We start from the raw sequence: 18,425 nt of genomic DNA on the forward strand, positions 1-18,425 counted from the left end.
ACGTTCAACGGTGGCATTTCTCCCGTTGCAGCAGAGGAAAACCTTAAAATACTGTCCGGGATTAGTTGACCACTACATGGCCTCCGACAAAACATTCAATGCAATGCCGATTACTGGCAATGATTCGACAAAAGAGCCTGATTTGCTCAGCCTGAGAGTCTTTGATAACCCGCTTCTTGTTAATGATCAGACCAGCTTTCCCCTTGCCGCTATCACGGTTGTCGAAATCAAGCGCCCAATGCGTAATGACATGCGCGAAGGCGAAGATAAAGACCCGATTGATCAGGCGCTTAGTTATTTAGAGCGGATAAGAGAAGGCAAAGTAACTACGAAATCCGGCCGCCCAATCCCCGGCAACAACGATATTCCCGGCTATTGCTATGTAATTTGTGACCTCACTGAATCCATGCACCGGCGTTGTCGCCGAGCCAATCTGCGGATTACATCTGACGGAATGGGCTATTACGGTTACAACGAGCCTTCACATGCCTATATCGAAGTAATTAGTTTCGACCAATTAGTGAAGGCAGCTAAAGAACGTAACCGAGCTTTTTTTGACAAGCTTGGGTTACCTTCCGCATAGGAGAATGCATCGGCTGACCGGCCACCAGTCTTCGTAACTGACATTGACCAAGCGCCCTCCCGGTCCCTTGAGAATAATGGATCGGTTTGAGTTTAATAGCGTTTCCCGCTCTCCAATCCACCAAAAGGCATATAGGCCAGCCTGGTGTGGCAGGTCTATCTTGGAGCCCAAGCATATCTCCCTGATCGACTGTATCTTGGTGACCGAGTGCATAAACTGAGAATCCTTACAGAGCTGGAGTGCTCAAACTAAGATCCAAAATCTATCGTAACCGATTTGTAGCACCGTAATGCCCTGATTCCCTTGTCGGTGACAAGATTTATCAGGAATTTACCGGACTCAAGCAGTTCCGCAGCTTCCTTAAGTGTCGCAGCGTAAACTTTATTCGCAGCCCGGTTTGTCGTGTTCCCGGCTGTCGGTGACGACTTTTTCCGGTTCAGCACATACCGTCCGGAACGGTCGTGCTTAGCAGTGAAAAGGGTAGGTTTGCCTTTCACCCTGCCGATGGCATCGATCCGTTTGACCTCACCATAGCTTGCTGCTGCTAACTCATCGCTTGTTAAAGCTACACGCGCTTCGGTTAGTTGTGCTGTTTCGATTTTCTCGTTGGTTGGGGCGTTCTGCTTGCCAGAGAGTATGGCTATTTGGTTAAGAAGTCCTTCGCGAGCTGCGTCGAGTTTGTCAGGGTTGGTCTTGTCCGAGAGTTGGTCCCGCTCCTTACGCTGGCAAAAGTAGGCAATCCGCTCGGCATTTGCCCCGGAAGCATGAGGTAGACCCGAAAGTACGAGAGTTCGGTCGATAACTCCTTCACTGGCAAGTTTCTCGAATACCGCATCAACTCCCTGGCCTAGAGGGATAAACACACAATCATCTGGCAGAGAACTTATTTCGGCCCCCAGCCCAGTCTGGATTTGATCCCAAAGGTAACTATTTGAAATCATGGCTCTGCCGCCGGAAAAATTCTGACCTTGGTCGAGAACCGGATTTCGCAACGCGGATGTGAAGTGCACCAGGTCTTGGTGGGTTTGGAAAAGATCCTCGCAACTATCAATACCCAGCCAATGCTGCAGTCCGATAAAATCCATCATTTCAGCCAGATTGCGCCTCATGGCTCCAGCAAAGCTGGCGGAGTGTTTGGCGTGTTTGAGCACTTCCTCGGCTAGTAGGCCCTGCCCAAGCCCTTTTTTAGCCGCTTTAATGGCAATAGTGGCCTGCTGGATGCCTCGAGTAATCCCGCAAATGACGACTTTTGCTGATTCATTGACGAACTCGAAAGGGGCGTAGTAGGTCGCGTACCGTCCATTTTCGGATAGAAGCAGTTCCTTCGGGAGATCTGTTCCGTTGATTTCAACTTGTTCCAGAGAATTGAAGTTGGTGTGTTCCATGGCGTTTTGCTCCATTCTTAGTGTTGTTGTTTGTATTTATGGCCAACCGTAATGACGCGGCCACGCTCGCCCATTACCGCAAACGGCGGGGCATCATTTGTTAGCGCACGCAGGAGTTGCTTCAGGGATTTGATAAGTGCTTTTCGCTCCCGTCGGTCGAGCTCGATCAATGAAGTCCCGCCTTTTTGCTCCTCCATTTCGCCGCATTCCAACAGCACATCGAGCACTATGTATGAGATAGCTCGCTGGGCAGCGCGTTTGCGTCCATGTTCCGTGAGTTCGTAGTTAACGTTTGTCATGTTTATGCCGCTCCCTGACCGCCGTGTGTGCAAACCCCGTTGTTACTGAGTCACCAAGAGGTTCAGTATCTCGTTGAATGAGTCACTGTCTTTGACTTTGATCTTGTTGATGCCAGCCCGACCGAGTTCGGGAAATTTCGCCAAGCCGCTGTGGCGGGTGGTTGGCTCATCAGAGCCTACTGCCGGAAAGTATTTAACGATCGAGGTGTCTGGCACGGCGACCTCATCCGGTACCCAAAGAAATTGCGTTTTCCCTTCATGCTGGTGTGCGAACGCTATTCCTCCAATGACTCGGTAGCCGTCAATTTTTGCATTGGGTTTGCGCTGCGCAGGGTGCTTCTCAATCGACGGGTGGTTTGTTAGAACCTCCCTCAAGGTCTCTTTATCAGCGACTACGCCAGAGGGGGCTTTTGGCGGGGATTTCCGAGCCATTTGCTCCGAAAGCTGGCCGACCATATATCGGCGTCTGGCTTCTGATGCCCAGAAGTCCAGGCTTTCGAACAGCCAGCATGGGTCGATCATCAAAGCAATGCCCAAGGTTTCGGCGTTCTCCGGGGTTACCCATTGGAGGTTCTCGGGGTCAAACGCTTTGGCTTTCAGGTAGGCCTCAAAGCCAGGCCGATGTTCAATTGGGAGAAGCGAGTACACCTCGCTGGTTTTATCCAGCTGTCTCAGCGCTTGGTGATGGATGGTTTCAGCCAATTCCCGAGCAGAGGGTGAGGGGGCTTCTGGTTTCAGAACGAAGGTAGGCAGCCATTTGAATTCACGGTACTTGCCTTTGTGAAGCAGCCAGCGCTGTACATCGGCTTTACGGGCTACTCCTGGACGCTCTTGCGGGAGCTTGTCTTCACCTTCTGCGAAACCGGCCAGGCGCACTGTTTCAACCGCCAGCCCGCTCAAAAGGGCGATTTGCTCTCTGGTGAGGGTGTCGTCATCCTCACCGTACTCAAAGGCCATTACCGCCTCATGTCGATCCAGGAGTAAACCGAGGGTTTCTTGGCGCTCTGTAAAGGTCGAATTGATCACCGTGTCACCGGCGTTGAATTCTACCAGTGCCCGTAGTGAATCCTGATCCGCCTGATCATCCCCGCCCTGACGACGTTCGACGGCAAAGTCGAAACAGCGATCAAGTAATAGTTCAATGACGAACTGTTCCCTGGTACTACCAGAGGGATCTTGGGATTTATGATTCTCAAGGTCCAGCGCGAGCGCGGTCCGATCCTGGCCGAGGAATAGATTGATGAAGTCACTGACCTCGTTGTTGATAAAGTCTTGAGCAATTTCTTGAACTTTTTCGCGACTCAGGTTTTCCATGTCGTGCCCTCGGTATAGGGTAATAGTGTAATTGGCTGCGATTTACACTTTAGCGCTAGCTCGGTGCTCGTGCAAGAAAAAAGTTAATTGGCAGCCAAATATATTTTTGTTTGGCTCACGTAAGAGTTGGCCTGGTCATCAATGGGGGCAGTCGCGAGGTGATTAGAAGGGGCTACCGGAGGAAAGTATTGGAGGGACATCAGAGCTTTCTGAATTGCGCAAATTGGGACCCATCCCCATATCTTAGATGCTGGAGGATGGGCCGCTTCTATCAGTGAACGGTGCTGCCCACACCGCCTAAGAACTGCTGACTGGAAGAATAGTCAACGGTCGCGTAGAACTTATTCGGCTCCTCGGAATTCTGGAAAAGATCGAGCGTAATCCAGTCATCTCCCCGTCGCATCTGGACGGTGAGACTGATCTCCTCGCAATTGAATTCCTTGGTGAGCGTCGCGGCCAGGTTCTGGGTCTTTTTCATGAAGTCCATAGTGAATCCCTCCGATCAGAACCAGATGTTCTTTTTGATAGTGCCCAGCTGGTCTGCCGCGTGGGCGGCCGCTGTGGTTAGCTGTGAAAGAGAGCTTTCGCCGGTAGTGCCATCACTGTAATTCTGGAGAATATCGCCAATCACCAGGCAGGTGCCGTCCGTGCACGACACCCGCACTTCGGCAGTGCTCAGCTCGAAGTTGTCGAGGGTCTCCGCTAGTGCATTGGCCTGTTTGAGCAGGTCGGTAATCTGGTCAATCAAGTGTTTCGTCATTTTGGAATGTCCTCTGCTTGCTTCTTGAATTGGTCACGTCATTCGAGACCTATTTCGACGTTACCCCATTTCGTCGTTCTAGCAAGCAAATAGATTTTGGCAGGACCCTGTGCTTGAATACCCTTAAAAACAGAGAGATATGGCCCTCATTAAAAAATGGCGATCGGAAAGTCGCAAAATAATGTGGCCTGGAAACTGAAAGGTGTGGTTGAAAATTAATCGTTTTAGGGTTGAGGGGTAGGTTGGTGGGTAAGCTAGATTTTGGCTTATAACTATCTGATTTGATTGTTGGTGTGGTGCCCTCGGCAGGACTCGAACCTGCTACCTTCCCCTTAGGAGGGGGACGCTCTATCCAGATGAGCTACGAAGGCGCTTCGTTAAGAAGATCGGTATGATAACGGCCTGAGGCTTATGGCTCAAGGTGTTACCGTGATTTCTGTTGCTCTGGGAGCGTGCTGTGTCTGACCCTTTCGTGTTAAGCATCGTTGTGCCTGTCTGGATGGAGGCTGCAGGCATTGTGGAGACGCTCGAGACCCTTCAACCGTTACGTACCAGGGGACATGAGCTGGTTGTAGTGGATGCTGACAGTGCTGATGGCACTGCCGCACTGGCTCGCCCATTTGCAGACAGATTGGTTAAGTCGGGTAAGGGCAGAGCAGTGCAGATGAACACGGGGGCCTCAGTTGCTAAAGGCAACGTTCTTCTATTTCTTCATGCGGATACCCGCCTTCCTCTAAACGCCCTGGAGTCCCTGACTGGCTTTTTTCAAAGCGATAAAGCTTGGGGGCGCTTCGATGTGCGCTTGAGCGGTCGCGGAGTTATGTTCCGGATGATTGCGTGGTTTATGAACCGGCGCTCGCGTTTAACGGGCATTTGTACAGGCGATCAGGCGCTATTTGTGCGCAGGGACGTGTTTGAGGCCTTGGGAGGATTCGAACAGGTACCCATCATGGAGGATATTGAGATTTCGCGCCGGCTTCGGCTTGTTTCCCGTCCCTATTGCATACAAACCCCTGTTATAACGGATAGCCGGCGCTGGGAGCAGGGGGGGGTATGGCAAACAATTTTTCTTATGTGGCGTTTACGCTGGCGATATTGGCGCGGGGAGGCCCCGGAAACCCTTGTTCACTCCTACCGGTCGGATGTTCGAAATGGCAAAGACTAACTCTTCCAATGCAGTGTTGATGCAGTTTGCTAAATGGCCGGAGGCGGGCCGGGTAAAAACGCGCCTTATACCTGCGCTGGGTGTTGATGGGGCTTTGAGAGCACATTTAATACTTACGCTTGCGGTGCTCGAAAACCTGCATCGCTCAGGTCTTACAGTGCAGTTCTGGTGGGATAGAGAGGTAGAGTCTGTTCCTGTTGATGCGGTGGAGGTTGTCAGCGCCATTGAACAACGGGGGCTGGAGCAGCGAATACAGCAGGGCCCTAACTTGGGGAGCCGCATGCTGAATGCCTTGGAGGCCAGCCTTGAATCACACGCCTGTGCATTGATTGTGGGCAGCGACTGCCCGTCTGTCGAGCCGGGCTATGTGCATCAGGCGGTGTCCAGCCTTCAAAGCTACGACGTGGTTTTGGGGCCGTCGGATGATGGCGGTTACGTGCTGATTGGCGCCCGCCGGACGGTTCCCGGCATGCTTGATGGCATCGAGTGGGGCACTGAGGGCGTACTTGAGCAAACCTGCATTCGGCTCAAAAAATTGGGGCTCAGCGTTGGCTTGCTGGAGCCCCGTTGGGATGTGGATGAGCCCGAGGATTGGGCGCGATTTCAGCTTACTTTGCAGTAACTGGTGGCTGCTGAAGGATAAGATTCCGGGCTTCGTTGGCGCCCAAACCCGCTCCACCCGTCACGACACGCAGAGCGCTGTCTCTGTTCAGTACTGAGTCGTGGAAGGTGGCTTTCAGCTCTTCAAGGCTGACAGCATTAACGGCCTTTGCGAGTTGTTCGCGGGAATCAAAGCCATCTGAGCCCCGGTCAATCTCACGCCAGTAGCGACCTGAAATCTCACCCAGTTGGCGATCCTGTTCCAAAATACTGCTGATGACTGCCTGTTTTTCGCGTTTCAGGCGCTGTTCATCCAAATTGTCGAGAGTCTCCTCAAAGCCTGCGGCGAATTCGTGAACTGCTTTGTCTATGTCGTTCTGGCTGGCGCTTGGGGACTGAACCACAAAGCCCAGAGCGGGTGTCTCAAGCATTTCAAACGGTGTGGCATACACAATGTAGCCGAGTTGGCGCGTGGTGCGGATTTCCTCATAGAACGGGCTGCTTATAATCTGTGCGAGCAGGCGGAAGCGGGCGCGTTCTTCAAAGCTGGTGTTCTTGCCTTGTGCGTATAGCGTGTATCCGGTGTCTGGGTGCTCTACATCCAGCGAAACAAGCATTTCGGTTGTCGGTAGCTTCCGAACTCGGCTGCGCTCAACCGCTGCAAATTCACTCTTTCCCAGCACAATGGCGTCAATCTGCTGGGCCAGGTTAAGCGCATAGGCTTCCGTTATGTTGCCGTGTGCCAGCAGCACCGGGTCTACTTCCGAGAGCAGTGCCTCGGTGAATGATATGAGTTCATCGCGAGTGACTTCCCGAGCTGCGCGCAGCTTTTCTTCTGTGCTCCAGGCACCCTCCAGCAGAGCTGTCTGGATGAACTCGGATGTCTGGGCCACCGGCCGGTCCTTGGCTTTGTTCTGCAAGCTGTCTATCAGGTTCTGCTTGGCGATATCAAAACGCTGCTGCGTGATATGGGGTGTTGAAATCTGCATAAGAATGCGATTCATCAAGGTGTGCAGCTTGTCGTTATAGCCACCCACGCGCACGGTGACGCCGCGCAAATGTGGGTAAATGCTGTAGTCGAGCCCGGCAAGGCGTGCGGAATAAGCCCAGGCGTTCAAGTTGCTGTTAATGCTGTCGACAAGCAAGTGTGTAAGCACGCTGCTACGGGCAGACACACGGGCTGCAGGGGTGCGCAAGCTGAAAAACACGTTGGCCTTGGGTGTGTTGAAGCGCGTATCCCGGGCAAACCATATAGCCATGCCGTCGCGGCTATTCAAGAGTTCGGGCTTGTCCATGGTCTTGCCTGGCACCATGGTCAGGTTTTCAGGCACAAACGGGTTGGGCAGTGGAAGCCGAAGCGCATTGGCCAGCGCTCTGGGCGCTTCGGACTCAAGCCCTTGCACATCCAGAGGTTCAAGTTGCCAGGGTGTTTCATACCACGGGGTTAGGTTCGGGTTGTTCAGTTCAAGCTGCGGGGCCAGCAAATAGACCATCACGTTCTCCGGGGTCAGCCGGGAGAGAATGGCCTGATATTGGTCGGGTGCGTAACGTTCCATCAACCAGGGTGCGCTGAGGATGTCGTCTGCCGGATAGTCCTGGAGCTGGCTAGACAGGCGCATAACTTCGTGCATGGGCTCGCTTTGTTCGCGAAAGCGAAAATCGATCTGGGCCAGTTGTTGCATTTCTTCAAAGCGCTTCTGGCTGATGCCTTGATCACGAATGACGTCGATGTATCGGAATGCCAGAGCTACGATCTCTTCCTGCCGGCTAAGGCCCTCGGGTGTAAGCGCAATGCTTATGTCCAAAGTGGCGTCTGTACCCGTATCCATCCCCATGCCGGCAGACAAGCTATCCGCCAGGCCATTCTTCTTGAGCACATCAAACAGGCTTCCCGGTCCTTCATGGCCCAAGAGGTTGGCAATGTAGCTTGCGGGTTTAGTGCGGTAGTTTTCCTGCTGCGATGGAATCGGGAACGACAGCGACAGGCTGCGGACATCCTTGATGGCTTCTGCAGTTACTTTTGCAGGCAGAACATCAACATCCAGCAGGCTGGCAGAGTGAATCTTAGGCTTCAGATCACGGTTCTCAATGGCATCAAAACGCACTCGCACCATGGCTTCAAGCGCATCGAGAGACTGCGGGCCGTAAACCGCGAGCGTCATCAGGTTGGCGGAGTAATGGCTTTTCCAGAATTCGATCAAGTCCGGCCGAAGGGGATTGTCATCGGTGTTTTCAAGGGTAGTCAGATTGCCGACAGCAAACTGGTGGAATGCGTGCTCAGGGTTGCTGGCGGCTTTCTTGACTGAATAGAAGCGCCGACCATCTTCCTTTTGTTTGGCACTGAACTCCGAATGCACGGCATTGCGCTCACGGTCGACAAGCTCAGCAGTAAACAGGGGGGCGGCAAATTGCTGGGCGAAGCGATCAAGGGCTGATTCCAGGTAGCCTGCCTGTATGTCAAAAAAGTAGTTGGTATTACGAAAAGCGGTATAGGCATTGTGGCTGCCGCCGTGGCTCTTTATGAACTGCTGATACTCGCCCGGCTCAGGGTACTTTTCTGTACCCAAAAACAGCATGTGTTCAAGAAAGTGTGATATGCCTTCTCGCTCTTTCGTGTCATCACCGCTGCCAACAGCTACATTCATGGAGGCAGCGGCTTTTTCCGCATCTTTATCGGAAATCAGGATGGCTCGCAAACCGTTATCCAGCTCAACAAAACGGTACTCGTTTTTGTCGTTCGGGCTTTTGTCGGGGGACGTTTCCGCGATTGATGGTGAACTGACAAAGAGAAGCAAAAGCAGTGCAAGTACATGTGCAGCCAGTAGCTGCATACGAATAGTCGTCGAAAAGCTGATATGCATAAAGCCTCTGTTATCCGTTTTGGAGCCTGAATAGATACGAGCGAGCGGTGGCGAAATATGTTCAGTGCATCATTGTTTTGCGAGTGTGATCCGTTTGTTGGTCGAGGGTCTTGCGGGCGAGGTCTGCCGCTTTCTCACCGTCGAGTTCGCCGGACGCAATACGCTCCAGAACCGATGCCATAATAGCGACGGACTGGCGGTAGTCTGCAAACTCCGCCTGGAAAGCAGTATCGATGGCTTGGTACACCGCTTGGATTTTTTGGTCCCTGTCCCCGGCATTTTTCGCCGTATCATTAATGGCTTTCAAGCAGGCGCGGGCAATGGCGATGTAACGTTCGGTGTTCGGGTTGTCGTTCTGCATGCTCTGGTTTCCGGATATCGCTTGGTCTGTGAAAAGGACTGACGCCTGAAGAGGCAATAAGTTCCAGATTATCGCATTGCTGGCAGGCTGTTTCATTGCTTTGCGGTAATTCGTCGCTGGGGAGGGCGGGCGCCGATTACTGTGCTAGTCTAAATTTTAATGTGTCGGGAAAATGCACACTCGTCTCAAGTTGGTTTTAGAGTAATAGCTCTAGGTAAAACAACGGGTTACAGAGTAAAGGCTCTAAAATAGACCGATACATGAAGGTTGCAATTAAGTACAATGCCGACCGTTAAAGTTCGTTATAAGACTTTGGTCTAAGACGGTTGGCATGGATAGACAACAACAGAGCAACAAGCAGGGTGGATTATCAATGAATTATTTCCTGACCGGTGGTACCGGGTTTATTGGCCGTTTTCTTGTGGAAAAATTATTGGCACGCGGCGGCACTGTGCACCTGCTGGTGCGAGAGCAGTCCCTGGGTAAGCTTGATGCATTGAGGGAAGGATGGGGTGTCGATGAATCCCGTGTGAAGGCCGTCATTGGCGACCTCACTAGCAAGAACCTGGGTATAGATGCCAAAACCCTGAAAGCACTGGCAGGAAAGGTCGATCACTTTTTCCACCTCGCGGCCGTTTACGATATGGGCGCCGATGAAGAAGCCCAACAGGCCACGAATATTGAAGGTACGCGAGCGGCGGTAAATGCTGCCGGCGCGATGAAAGCAAAGCACTTCCACCATGTTTCATCTATTGCTGCCGCGGGCCTGTTCAAGGGCATTTTCCGCGAGGACATGTTTGAAGAAGCCGAAAAGCTGGATCACCCCTACCTGATGACCAAGCACGAATCTGAGAAGGTTGTGCGAGAAGAGTGCAAGGTGCCGTTCCGCATCTACCGGCCGGGCATGGTGGTTGGCCATTCGAAAACGGGCGAAATGGATAAGATCGATGGCCCCTATTATTTCTTCAAAATGATCCAGAAAATTCGCCGCACACTGCCTCAGTGGGTGCCGACGATTGGTGTTGAAGGTGGTAGGCTGAACGTTGTTCCCGTGGACTTTGTGGTGGATGCAATGGATCACATTGCGCACCTGGAAGGCGAGGACGGCAAATGCTTCCATCTTGTGGATACCGACCCGTATAAAGTCGGCGAAATTCTCAATATTTTCTGCGAGGCTGGCCACGCTCCCAAGATGGGCATGCGTATTGATTCCCGCATGTTCGGGTTTATTCCGCCCTTTATTCGCCAGAGCCTGAAGAACCTGCCGCCGGTTAAACAGATCACCAGTTCGATACTTGATGATTTGGGTATTCCACGTTCCGTTCTGTCTTTCATTAATTACCCCACGCGCTTTGATGCTCGCGAAACCGAGAGAGCGCTGAAGGGAACGGGCATTGAGGTACCACGCCTTGAGGATTACGCCCCGGTGCTTTGGGATTTCTGGGAGCGCAACCTTGATCCCGATCTGTTCAAGGATCGTACGCTGAAAGGTACGGTGAGTGGCAAGGTGTGCGTGATTACCGGTGCTACCTCAGGCATTGGCTTGGCAACGGCTGAAAAGCTGGCAGAAGCCGGCGCTATCCTGGTGATTGGTGCCCGTACAAAAGAAAAGTTGGACGAAGTTGCTGCTTCTCTGGAAGCCAAAGGCGGCAATGTACACGCCTACCAGTGTGATTTCTCCGATATGGATGATTGCGACCGATTTGTGAAAACCGTACTGGATAACCATGGCCACGTAGATGTGTTGGTGAACAATGCGGGCCGTTCGATCCGTCGTTCGTTGTCCCTGTCGTTCGATCGCTTCCACGACTTTGAGCGCACCATGCAGCTGAACTATTTCGGCTCAGTACGTTTGATCATGGGGTTTGCGCCTTCCATGCTTGAGCGTCGTCGTGGGCATGTGGTGAATATTTCATCCATTGGCGTTCTTACCAACGCTCCGCGCTTTTCTGCTTATGTGGCATCGAAGTCGGCACTGGACGCTTTCAGTCGCTGTGCGGCGTCTGAATGGTCTGATCGCAACGTAACCTTTACCACTATCAATATGCCGTTGGTGAAAACGCCAATGATTGCACCCACCAAGATCTACGATTCCGTGCCGACCCTGTCGCCGGAAGAGGCTGCTGATCTGGTGACCAATTCAATCATTGATCGCCCCAAGCGAGTTGCTACGCGCCTTGGTATCACCGCGCAGGTATTGCACGCACTGGCGCCAAAGGTGGGCGAGATCGTGATGAATACCGGCTACCGCATGTTCCCGGACTCAGCTCAGGCATTGAGTGGGAAGTCTACTGAAAAGCCCAAGGTGTCCACAGAGCAAGTGGCATTTGCAGCTGTGATGCGAGGCATCCACTGGTAAGCAGAGATCGTTCGTAACACTGAATCAAAAAAACCCGCTATGCGGGTTTTTTTGGGGCTGCTGTTTGCTATTCGCTTTCGTCCATCATAAAGGGGGGCGGAAACCCACCCAGATCCAGCCAACGATTCACAATCCCGCAGAACAAATCGGCTGTTTTTTCTGCATCGTAAGCTGCGGAATGGGCTTCCTTGTTGCTAAATGGAATGCCGGCCAATTTGCAGGCTTGCGCAAGCACCGTGTGCCCATAGGCCAGTCCGGCCAGGGTGGCAGTGTCGAATGTGGAGAAGGGGTGGAACGGGTTTCGGTTGATTTCTGCCCGCTGTGCTGCGGCAAAAACAAAGTTGTGATCGAAGGTCGCGTTGTGACCTACCAGAACGGCTCGTTTGCAATCGTGTGCTTTTACCGCTTTGCGGATGGGGCGGAATATTTCACTCAATCCTTCGCGCTCGGGTACAGCCTCACGCTCCGGATTCCAAGGGTCTATTCCGGTGAAATCCAGCGCAGACTGCTCCAGGTTGGCGCCCTCAAAAGGGTCAATCTGTTGCAAGTGGGTTTCTGCACGGCGCAAGCGGCCGTCTTCGTCCATGGTCAGCATCACCGCAGCTATTTCCAGCAGAGCATCACGGTCCGGGTTGAATCCACCGGTTTCCACATCGACAACGACGGGCAGGAAACCACGGAATCTGCGGGACATTGGGTGCGATTGTCTGTTTTCGTCAGTCACTAAAACTCCGGTCTTGGCCGTTTATCAAGGAATTAGGGGCAGGATTATACCTGGCGCCAGTTGATGGTTTCGCCTGCTTTTAGCGGAACGATGGTGCCGTCCGCGAGGGGTAGTTCGTTGGGCATTATCCAAGGCTCCCTCACCAGTGTAATGGTATCGGTATTTCGTGGAAGACCATAGAAATCCGCACCGTTAAAACTCGCAAAGGCTTCCAGTTGATCGAGAATGCCAAGCTCTTCAAAAATATCTGCATACAGACCGATCGCACCGTACGCGGAATAGCAGCCTGCACAGCCACAAGCAGCTTCTTTCTTGTCTTTTGCATGGGGGGCAGAATCTGTTCCCAGAAAGAATCGCTTGTCTCCGCTGGCGACGGCATCCCTCAGGGCTTGCTGGTGGCGATTGCGCTTGAGAATCGGAAGGCAGTACAGGTGAGGGCGGATCCCGCCCACCAGCATGTGATTGCGGTTGTACATAAGGTGCTGAGGCGTAAGCGTTGCAGCCAAGTTGCTGCCCTGATAATGCCGAACAAACTCCGCGGAATCAGCGGTGGTTATGTGTTCAAGTACAACCTTGAGGTTGGGAAACGCCTCCAGTGTCGGGGCTAGTACTCGCTCGAGAAACACTTTCTCCCGGTCAAAAATATCAATGTCTGTATCGGTAACCTCACCATGAACAAGCAACAGCATGCCGCACTCTGACATGGCTTCCAGTACCGGGTAGATGTTGCGGATGTCCTGCACGCCGGACGCGGAGTTGGTGGTGGCCCCCGCAGGGTAAAGCTTGGCTGCAACAATACCCTCTGCGCTCGCTTCGAGGATGTCCTCTCGACTGGTGGACTCGGTCAGATAAAGCGTCATCAATGGCTGGAAGGCGGTTCCTTCGGCGGCTGCCAGAATGCGGTTCCGGTATGCCGAGGCTTCAGCGGCATTGGTTACCGGGGGCGCAAGATTCGGCATGATGATCGCTCGCCCGAAACAGGCAGCGGTTGCAGGCACAACGCTCTTCAGGGCGTCGCCGTCGCGAACGTGAAGGTGCCAGTCGTCAGGGCGCACAAGAGTAAGCTGATCGGTCATGGTCTGGTTTCCGCAATGCCTTAAAAAAGTTGGCAGATTATAGCAGAAGGTGCCAGTGATTGTTTTTCCTCTGGTCGATTAAAGAACACGGGGCGGGTGCCGTTAAACAGGGAAACCACGAAACATCCGTGAAACAACGGTATGGCTGTTATGGCACGCGCATTCACTAAAAGAACACAGAATCTGTTGGCAACGCTGGCGCTCGGCATTCTTCTGCCCGGGCCCGGCCAAGCCGCAAGCTATGGTGCGGGAATATCGAACAGCCAGTGGTATCTTGCCGAGTCCGTTTTCGAGTGTTCGTTGGTGCATGATGTTCCAGGTTATGGCCGGGCTGTTTTTCGCCACCGTGCCGGGGAAGATCTGTCATTTTTTCTGGAATCCGAATCCCATCTCATGCGCCCCGGGCGAGGCTCTCTTTTTGTTGAGGCGCCACCGTGGCGCCCCGGGGTCGCTCCACGCTCGGTAGGCACGGTTGATGTGTCTGAAGGGCTTCGGCAGGTGTCGCTTGAAACCCGTCATGCGGTAATTCTTGCGCAAAGCCTGCTGGACGGCATGCGCCCCACCGTTACCCGGGATTCCTGGTACGACGGAAGCCCGGTGCGGGTGCAGGTCTCGAATATTAACTTCAACGGGCAGTATCAGCGCTATAGGTCATGCGCCGCGAATCTGTTGCCGGTTAACATTGATCAGATCGGGCGTTCACGGGTGGCGTTTTCAAGCGGCAGCGCAACGCTCTCGGGTGCAGACATGGATCTGTTGGATGATATTGTTGCCTATTTAATGGCGGATTCCACAGTAGAGCGGGTCTTTATTGATGGGCATACCGACCGAGTTGGCAGTCGAATAGACAATCGTGCGCTTTCTGAGGAGCGCGCCAATGTAGTGGCAGACTATTTGAAAGATCGCGGGATAGACCCCGACTTGATTACCGTGCGGGCTCATGGTGATCAGTATCCGGTGTCCAGAAACTATGGCGAAAACCGTCGCACAACCATACGTTTGCAGCGGGAGGGCGAGCGCCCGGGCTTACAACAAGCTAATGGCTATGGTGGCGCCAGCGCAGGCTAAGGAAACCCGCTAAATCGAACTCAATACGTCCAGATGGGCGTTTACGCTTTCTGCGAGAGCTTTCAGGTGATAACCACCTTCCAGCGTTGAAATAATACGGTCGTTGCTATGTTCGCTTGCAACGCTTGTCAGCATTTCGGTCAACCAGCGGTAGTCCTCGGTTTCCAGATTCAGTTCCGCCATCGGATCAAGCCGGTGGGCATCAAACCCAGCAGATATCAGAATCACCTGAGGCTTGAAGGCATTCAGGCGCTTTATCCAGCCTGCTTCTACCTGTTTCCGGTAATCCGCGGAAGAGCACTCTGCCTCTATGGGAATGTTCACGATATTGTCAGCTTGACGATGTACGTGGGAGTGGGGGTAAAGCGGGTGCTGGAAACTGGAGCACATCAGTATCCGCTCATCTCCACTCACAATGTCCACAGTTCCGTTACCTTGATGCACATCAAAATCGACAATGGCAACTCGGTCAAGATGATGGAAATTGAGCGCGCGCATGGCAGCCAAAGCAATGTTGTTGTAAAAACAAAAGCCCATGGACTTTGTGCGTTCAGCATGGTGACCGGGGGGGCGTGCGCAGATAAATGCGTTGGTTACCTGGCTACTCATAACCATGTCGACTGCTTGAATGTTTGCACCGGCCGCAAGCCTTGCGGCGCGCAGAGTATCGGGCATCATGGCAGTATCCGGATCGGTGAAGACCCGCCCCCGTGAGGGCTGCAACATATCTAGCTGCTGCAGGTAGCTTTCCGGGTGCACGCTCAAGAGCTGGTCGCGGGTAATTTCTTCCGGGCGTACCCAGTCTAGTTTTTCCGCGATACCGGTGTCGGCGATGTAGCTGATGATGGCTGCCAGGCGGGCTGGGCTTTCGGGGTGCTCCGGCCCCATGTCGTGTTTCATGCAATCATCATGAGAAAAAAATGCGGTGGTCATAATTCTCGAAACGTCCCAGCTATACTTGTATTTTCTTTGATCTTATCAGGGATAACCTGATAGCGCCGAGTTTCTTTAGCCGTATAAGGGTAGTAGGCATTTCACAAGGGCTCATCAATGCATAATATAGCGTTAACAACCTATCAAGGAGAGAGAGCGTGAGCACCCAGTACTTGGAAAGTTTGTTCAATCCTGCTTCCATCGCAGTGATCGGGGCGTCTGAGCGTGCTGGAAATCTCGGTGGTATGGTGTTGCGAAACCTGATGAGCAGCGGCTATCCGGGTAAGCTGTTGGTTGTTAACCAGAAGGACTATGACAACGTTCACGGCGTGCCCTGTGTTAGAAAAGTATCCAAAATGGAGTTCTCGCCAGATCTGGCCATTGTTTGTACACCCCCCCAGACTGTAGCAAAAACCATCAGGCGATTGGGTGAAGCCGGCGTGCGCACCGCCATTGTGATGACCGGCGGCATGTCCCGTACCCACAGTAAAACCGGCCAACCACTTATGTATTCGGTACGAGATGCCGCAAAGGACACGGGGATCAGAGTGCTGGGGCCTAATACTATCGGCCTGATGGTGCCCGCCAGAAGCCTGAACGCTACCTATGCACACATGGGCGCATTGCCCGGCCGCGTGGCGTTTGTGGGGCAGTCGGGCACCATCGCCAGTTCAGTCATCGATTGGGCCTTTGCCCGAGGTGTTGGGTTCTCTTATTTCCTCACCCTTGGTGATGGTATGGATATCGATCATGACGATCTCATCGATTATCTTGCCCAGGACACCCAGACCCAAGCCATTCTCTTGCACATTGAACACATCCCAAACCCGCGGCGCTTCATGTCTGCTGTGCGGGTGGCTTCCAGAACCAAACCCGTAATTTGCGTTAAATCTGGCCGGGTGCCGGAGTCTGAATGGATGACCCACGAGCTACCTGAAGGTATCCGGCGCAGCGATCCTATATACGACGCCATGCTTCAGCGTGCGGGCGTTCTAAGGGTGGACGGGTTGGGACAAATGTTTGATGCGCTGGAAACGCTCACCCGCATGCGTCCATTGCGTAGAGAGACACTCGCCATTATGGCCAATGGCGTAGGGCCGGGGGTTTTGGCGGTGGATCGCCTGGCGGATCTGGGCGGAGAGCTTGCCAGCTTGTCTGAAGCCAGTGTCGGCGCTCTGGCCGAACTTTTACCAACGTACTGGACACGCAAAAACCCTATAGATCTGAACTATGACGCATCCCCCGAGCTTTATGGTAAGGCGATCAAGATTCTGGCTAAGGACCCTGAAGTCGCCAACGTGCTTGTGCTTTACGCGCCCAGTTTGACGGAAGATAGCCTGCAAATTGCCGATGCGGTCGTGCAGGCGGCAAAGGGCACGCGGTTGAATATCTTTACCTGCTGGCTTGGGCAGAGCACGGTAATGGAGGCGCGTGATGAGTTTTATCGGGCGGGATTGCCCTCCTTCTTCAATCCGGAAAAGGCCATTGTGGCGTTCATGCAGCATGTGCGGCACCAGAGGCTCCAGCGCTTGCTGAAGGAAACCCCGGAATCCTTCACCGACCATTTCTCGGATCATACGAAAACCCGCCGAGTGGTCATGAATGCGCTGCGTTCAGGTCGCTTGCATCTGTCTAGCAAAGAAGCGCGGGAAGTCGTTCGTGATTACGGTATCAATACCATCGAGACGATTTACTGTGACGATGTGGAGGAGGTGCTTGAAGCCTTCTCCATTGAGCGTCGTCCCGTAGACGTCACGGTAGTGCACGAGCAGGCCTGTCACCCCTTTGCGACTCTGACCGTGGCACAACGCCGTCATAAGGCGACGGTGCAGAAGCTTAGCAGCGAAGCTGCAATCATCGATGCCTGTAACTTCTTAATGGAGCAGTACCAGGAATACTTCCCCGAGAGTGGGTTTCTCGGTTTTGCCATGCAGCACTCTTACCAGCATGTTGGCGGTATTGAGTTCAGCGTGGGCATCACCAGAGATGCCCAATTCGGACCTCTGGTTGTCTGTGGCGCATCCGGTGCCCATGTGAACGTGATGACGGATCGACAAATCGCGCTTCCGCCGCTGAACATGGTTCTGGCACGGGAGTTGTTGCGCCGCACCTATATGTACAAGCTTCTGAGGGAGCACAGCCTGAAACCGGAAACGGATATCCGAGCGGTGTCTGAAACGCTGGTGACCCTTTCTCAGATTGTGATCGATATACCTGAGATCCGCGGGTTGGAGATTTCGCCTCTCCTGTTCAATGACCAAGGCGCTGTTGCGGTAAAAGTGGCAATCAATCTGTCCGAGGTGCCTGGGCAGCCGATTATTCAGCCCTATCCAAGAGAGCTTGAGGAATGGCTGGTATTGCCCAAGTCCGGCCGCAGGGTGATCATACGCCCGGCGCTTGCCGAGGATGAGCCGTCGCACCGCGTGTTTCATGAGCTGCAATCCCCTGAGTCCATTCGCTATCGTTTTTTCCAGTACCGTAAACACTTCTCACGGGAAGACGTCGCTCAGATGGTTCAGATCGACTACGACCGGGAGATGGTCTTTATTGCAAACGCGCCCAAAGAAGATGGTGAAGGCGAAGAAACCCTGGGTACCGTTCGAACCTGGACCGACGCTGATAACCTGCGTTGCGAATTTGCTGTGATGGTTCACGATAAGATGAAAGGAGAAGGCCTGGGCGTTGCGCTGATGCAGAAAATGATCGATTACTGCCGCACCCGTGGCACCGTAGAGATGGTCGGTGATGTGTTGGCAGACAACCGGCCAATGCTGCAACTGGCGGAGCATCTGGGCTTTGAGATCAAGTACAACGTCGAAGAGGAAGTGATGGATTTGCGGCTGGTACTGAATGAGCCGGAAAATGAATGGCAGAAAGAAAGGTTGGGGAAGTATACCCACTGAAGCTTTTGCTGAGTGCTTCAGTGGGACTTTTGGG

Annotated in this window: 15 protein-coding genes, 1 tRNA gene and 1 pseudogene; 6 read left to right on the forward strand and 11 right to left on the reverse strand. The window is 53.2% G+C overall.

All coding sequences use genetic code 11. The features are described from left to right. Positions 1-583 (forward strand): annotated as a pseudogene (locus tag Q0824_RS17075) (hypothetical protein); the annotation flags it as partial. A gap of 248 nt (positions 584-831) precedes the next feature. On the opposite strand, the gene Q0824_RS17080 reads toward Q0824_RS17075, so the two are convergent. From Q0824_RS17080 to Q0824_RS17105, 6 genes are all read right to left on the reverse strand, one after another. Beyond that, positions 832-1,968 carry a hypothetical protein gene (locus tag Q0824_RS17080; RefSeq protein ID WP_298453642.1) on the reverse strand — a complete coding sequence of 379 codons (1,137 nt, stop codon included), beginning with the start codon at positions 1,966-1,968 and terminating at the stop codon, positions 832-834. A gap of 17 nt (positions 1,969-1,985) precedes the next feature. Further along, complete coding sequence (locus Q0824_RS17085) at positions 1,986-2,267, reverse strand: hypothetical protein (protein WP_298453645.1); 282 nt, start codon at positions 2,265-2,267, stop codon at positions 1,986-1,988. 42 nt (positions 2,268-2,309) lie between these two features. Then, on the reverse strand, positions 2,310-3,581 hold the full coding sequence (locus Q0824_RS17090; protein ID WP_298453648.1) for a hypothetical protein: 1,272 nt from the start codon (positions 3,579-3,581) through the stop codon (positions 2,310-2,312). Positions 3,582-3,852: 271 nt separating this feature from the next. Next, positions 3,853-4,068 carry a hypothetical protein gene (locus Q0824_RS17095; protein WP_298453651.1) on the reverse strand — a complete coding sequence of 72 codons (216 nt, stop codon included), beginning with the start codon at positions 4,066-4,068 and terminating at the stop codon, positions 3,853-3,855. 15 nt (positions 4,069-4,083) lie between these two features. Further along, positions 4,084-4,341 carry a hypothetical protein gene (locus Q0824_RS17100; RefSeq protein ID WP_298453654.1) on the reverse strand — a complete coding sequence of 86 codons (258 nt, stop codon included), beginning with the start codon at positions 4,339-4,341 and terminating at the stop codon, positions 4,084-4,086. 294 nt (positions 4,342-4,635) lie between these two features. Continuing rightward, a tRNA-Arg gene (locus Q0824_RS17105) sits at positions 4,636-4,712 on the reverse strand. An 86-nt stretch (positions 4,713-4,798) separates the two neighbouring features. On the opposite strand from Q0824_RS17105, the gene Q0824_RS17110 reads away from it, so the two are divergent. Both Q0824_RS17110 and Q0824_RS17115 read left to right on the forward strand, forming a co-directional pair. Beyond that, positions 4,799-5,506 carry a TIGR04283 family arsenosugar biosynthesis glycosyltransferase gene (locus tag Q0824_RS17110; protein WP_298453656.1) on the forward strand — a complete coding sequence of 236 codons (708 nt, stop codon included), beginning with the start codon at positions 4,799-4,801 and terminating at the stop codon, positions 5,504-5,506. Continuing rightward, complete coding sequence (locus tag Q0824_RS17115) at positions 5,493-6,128, forward strand: TIGR04282 family arsenosugar biosynthesis glycosyltransferase (protein ID WP_298453659.1); 636 nt, start codon at positions 5,493-5,495, stop codon at positions 6,126-6,128. The genes Q0824_RS17110 and Q0824_RS17115 overlap by 14 nt, the downstream gene beginning before the upstream one ends. Here Q0824_RS17115 and Q0824_RS17120 read toward each other — a convergent pair. After that, positions 6,115-8,937 carry an insulinase family protein gene (locus Q0824_RS17120; RefSeq protein ID WP_298453755.1) on the reverse strand — a complete coding sequence of 941 codons (2,823 nt, stop codon included), beginning with the start codon at positions 8,935-8,937 and terminating at the stop codon, positions 6,115-6,117. The genes Q0824_RS17115 and Q0824_RS17120 overlap by 14 nt on opposite strands. A 91-nt stretch (positions 8,938-9,028) precedes the next feature. Then, positions 9,029-9,328 (reverse strand): serine hydrolase, encoded by a 300-nt coding sequence (locus tag Q0824_RS17125; protein ID WP_298453662.1) that lies wholly within the window; start codon positions 9,326-9,328, stop codon positions 9,029-9,031. 373 nt (positions 9,329-9,701) lie between these two features. On the opposite strand from Q0824_RS17125, the gene Q0824_RS17130 reads away from it, so the two are divergent. Continuing rightward, positions 9,702-11,687 carry an SDR family oxidoreductase gene (locus Q0824_RS17130; protein WP_298453665.1) on the forward strand — a complete coding sequence of 662 codons (1,986 nt, stop codon included), beginning with the start codon at positions 9,702-9,704 and terminating at the stop codon, positions 11,685-11,687. Between the two features lie 67 nt (positions 11,688-11,754). On the opposite strand, the gene rnt is transcribed toward Q0824_RS17130, so the two are convergent. Next, complete coding sequence (gene rnt, locus Q0824_RS17135) at positions 11,755-12,411, reverse strand: ribonuclease T (RefSeq protein WP_298453667.1); 657 nt, start codon at positions 12,409-12,411, stop codon at positions 11,755-11,757. Between the two features lie 44 nt (positions 12,412-12,455). Further along, positions 12,456-13,487 carry a dihydroorotase gene (gene pyrC, locus Q0824_RS17140; RefSeq protein ID WP_298453669.1) on the reverse strand — a complete coding sequence of 344 codons (1,032 nt, stop codon included), beginning with the start codon at positions 13,485-13,487 and terminating at the stop codon, positions 12,456-12,458. Positions 13,488-13,637: 150 nt separating this feature from the next. Here pyrC and Q0824_RS17145 point away from each other — a divergent pair, with 150 nt between their 5' ends. After that, complete coding sequence (locus tag Q0824_RS17145; protein ID WP_298453671.1) at positions 13,638-14,555, forward strand: OmpA family protein; 918 nt, start codon at positions 13,638-13,640, stop codon at positions 14,553-14,555. A 9-nt stretch (positions 14,556-14,564) separates the two neighbouring features. On the opposite strand, the gene Q0824_RS17150 is transcribed toward Q0824_RS17145, so the two are convergent. After that, positions 14,565-15,488: a histone deacetylase family protein gene (locus Q0824_RS17150; protein ID WP_298453674.1), complete on the reverse strand. Its 924-nt coding sequence runs from the start codon at positions 15,486-15,488 to the stop codon at positions 14,565-14,567. A 158-nt stretch (positions 15,489-15,646) separates the two neighbouring features. On the opposite strand from Q0824_RS17150, the gene Q0824_RS17155 reads away from it, so the two are divergent. Further along, the gene (locus Q0824_RS17155) at positions 15,647-18,391 is read left to right on the forward strand and encodes a GNAT family N-acetyltransferase (RefSeq protein WP_298453676.1); all 2,745 of its coding nucleotides are present in this window, start codon (positions 15,647-15,649) and stop codon (positions 18,389-18,391) included. Positions 18,392-18,425 lie beyond the last annotated feature (34 nt).

It is taken from the genome of uncultured Marinobacter sp. (assembly GCF_947488835.1).
Taxonomy (GTDB): Bacteria; Pseudomonadota; Gammaproteobacteria; order Pseudomonadales; family Oleiphilaceae; genus Marinobacter.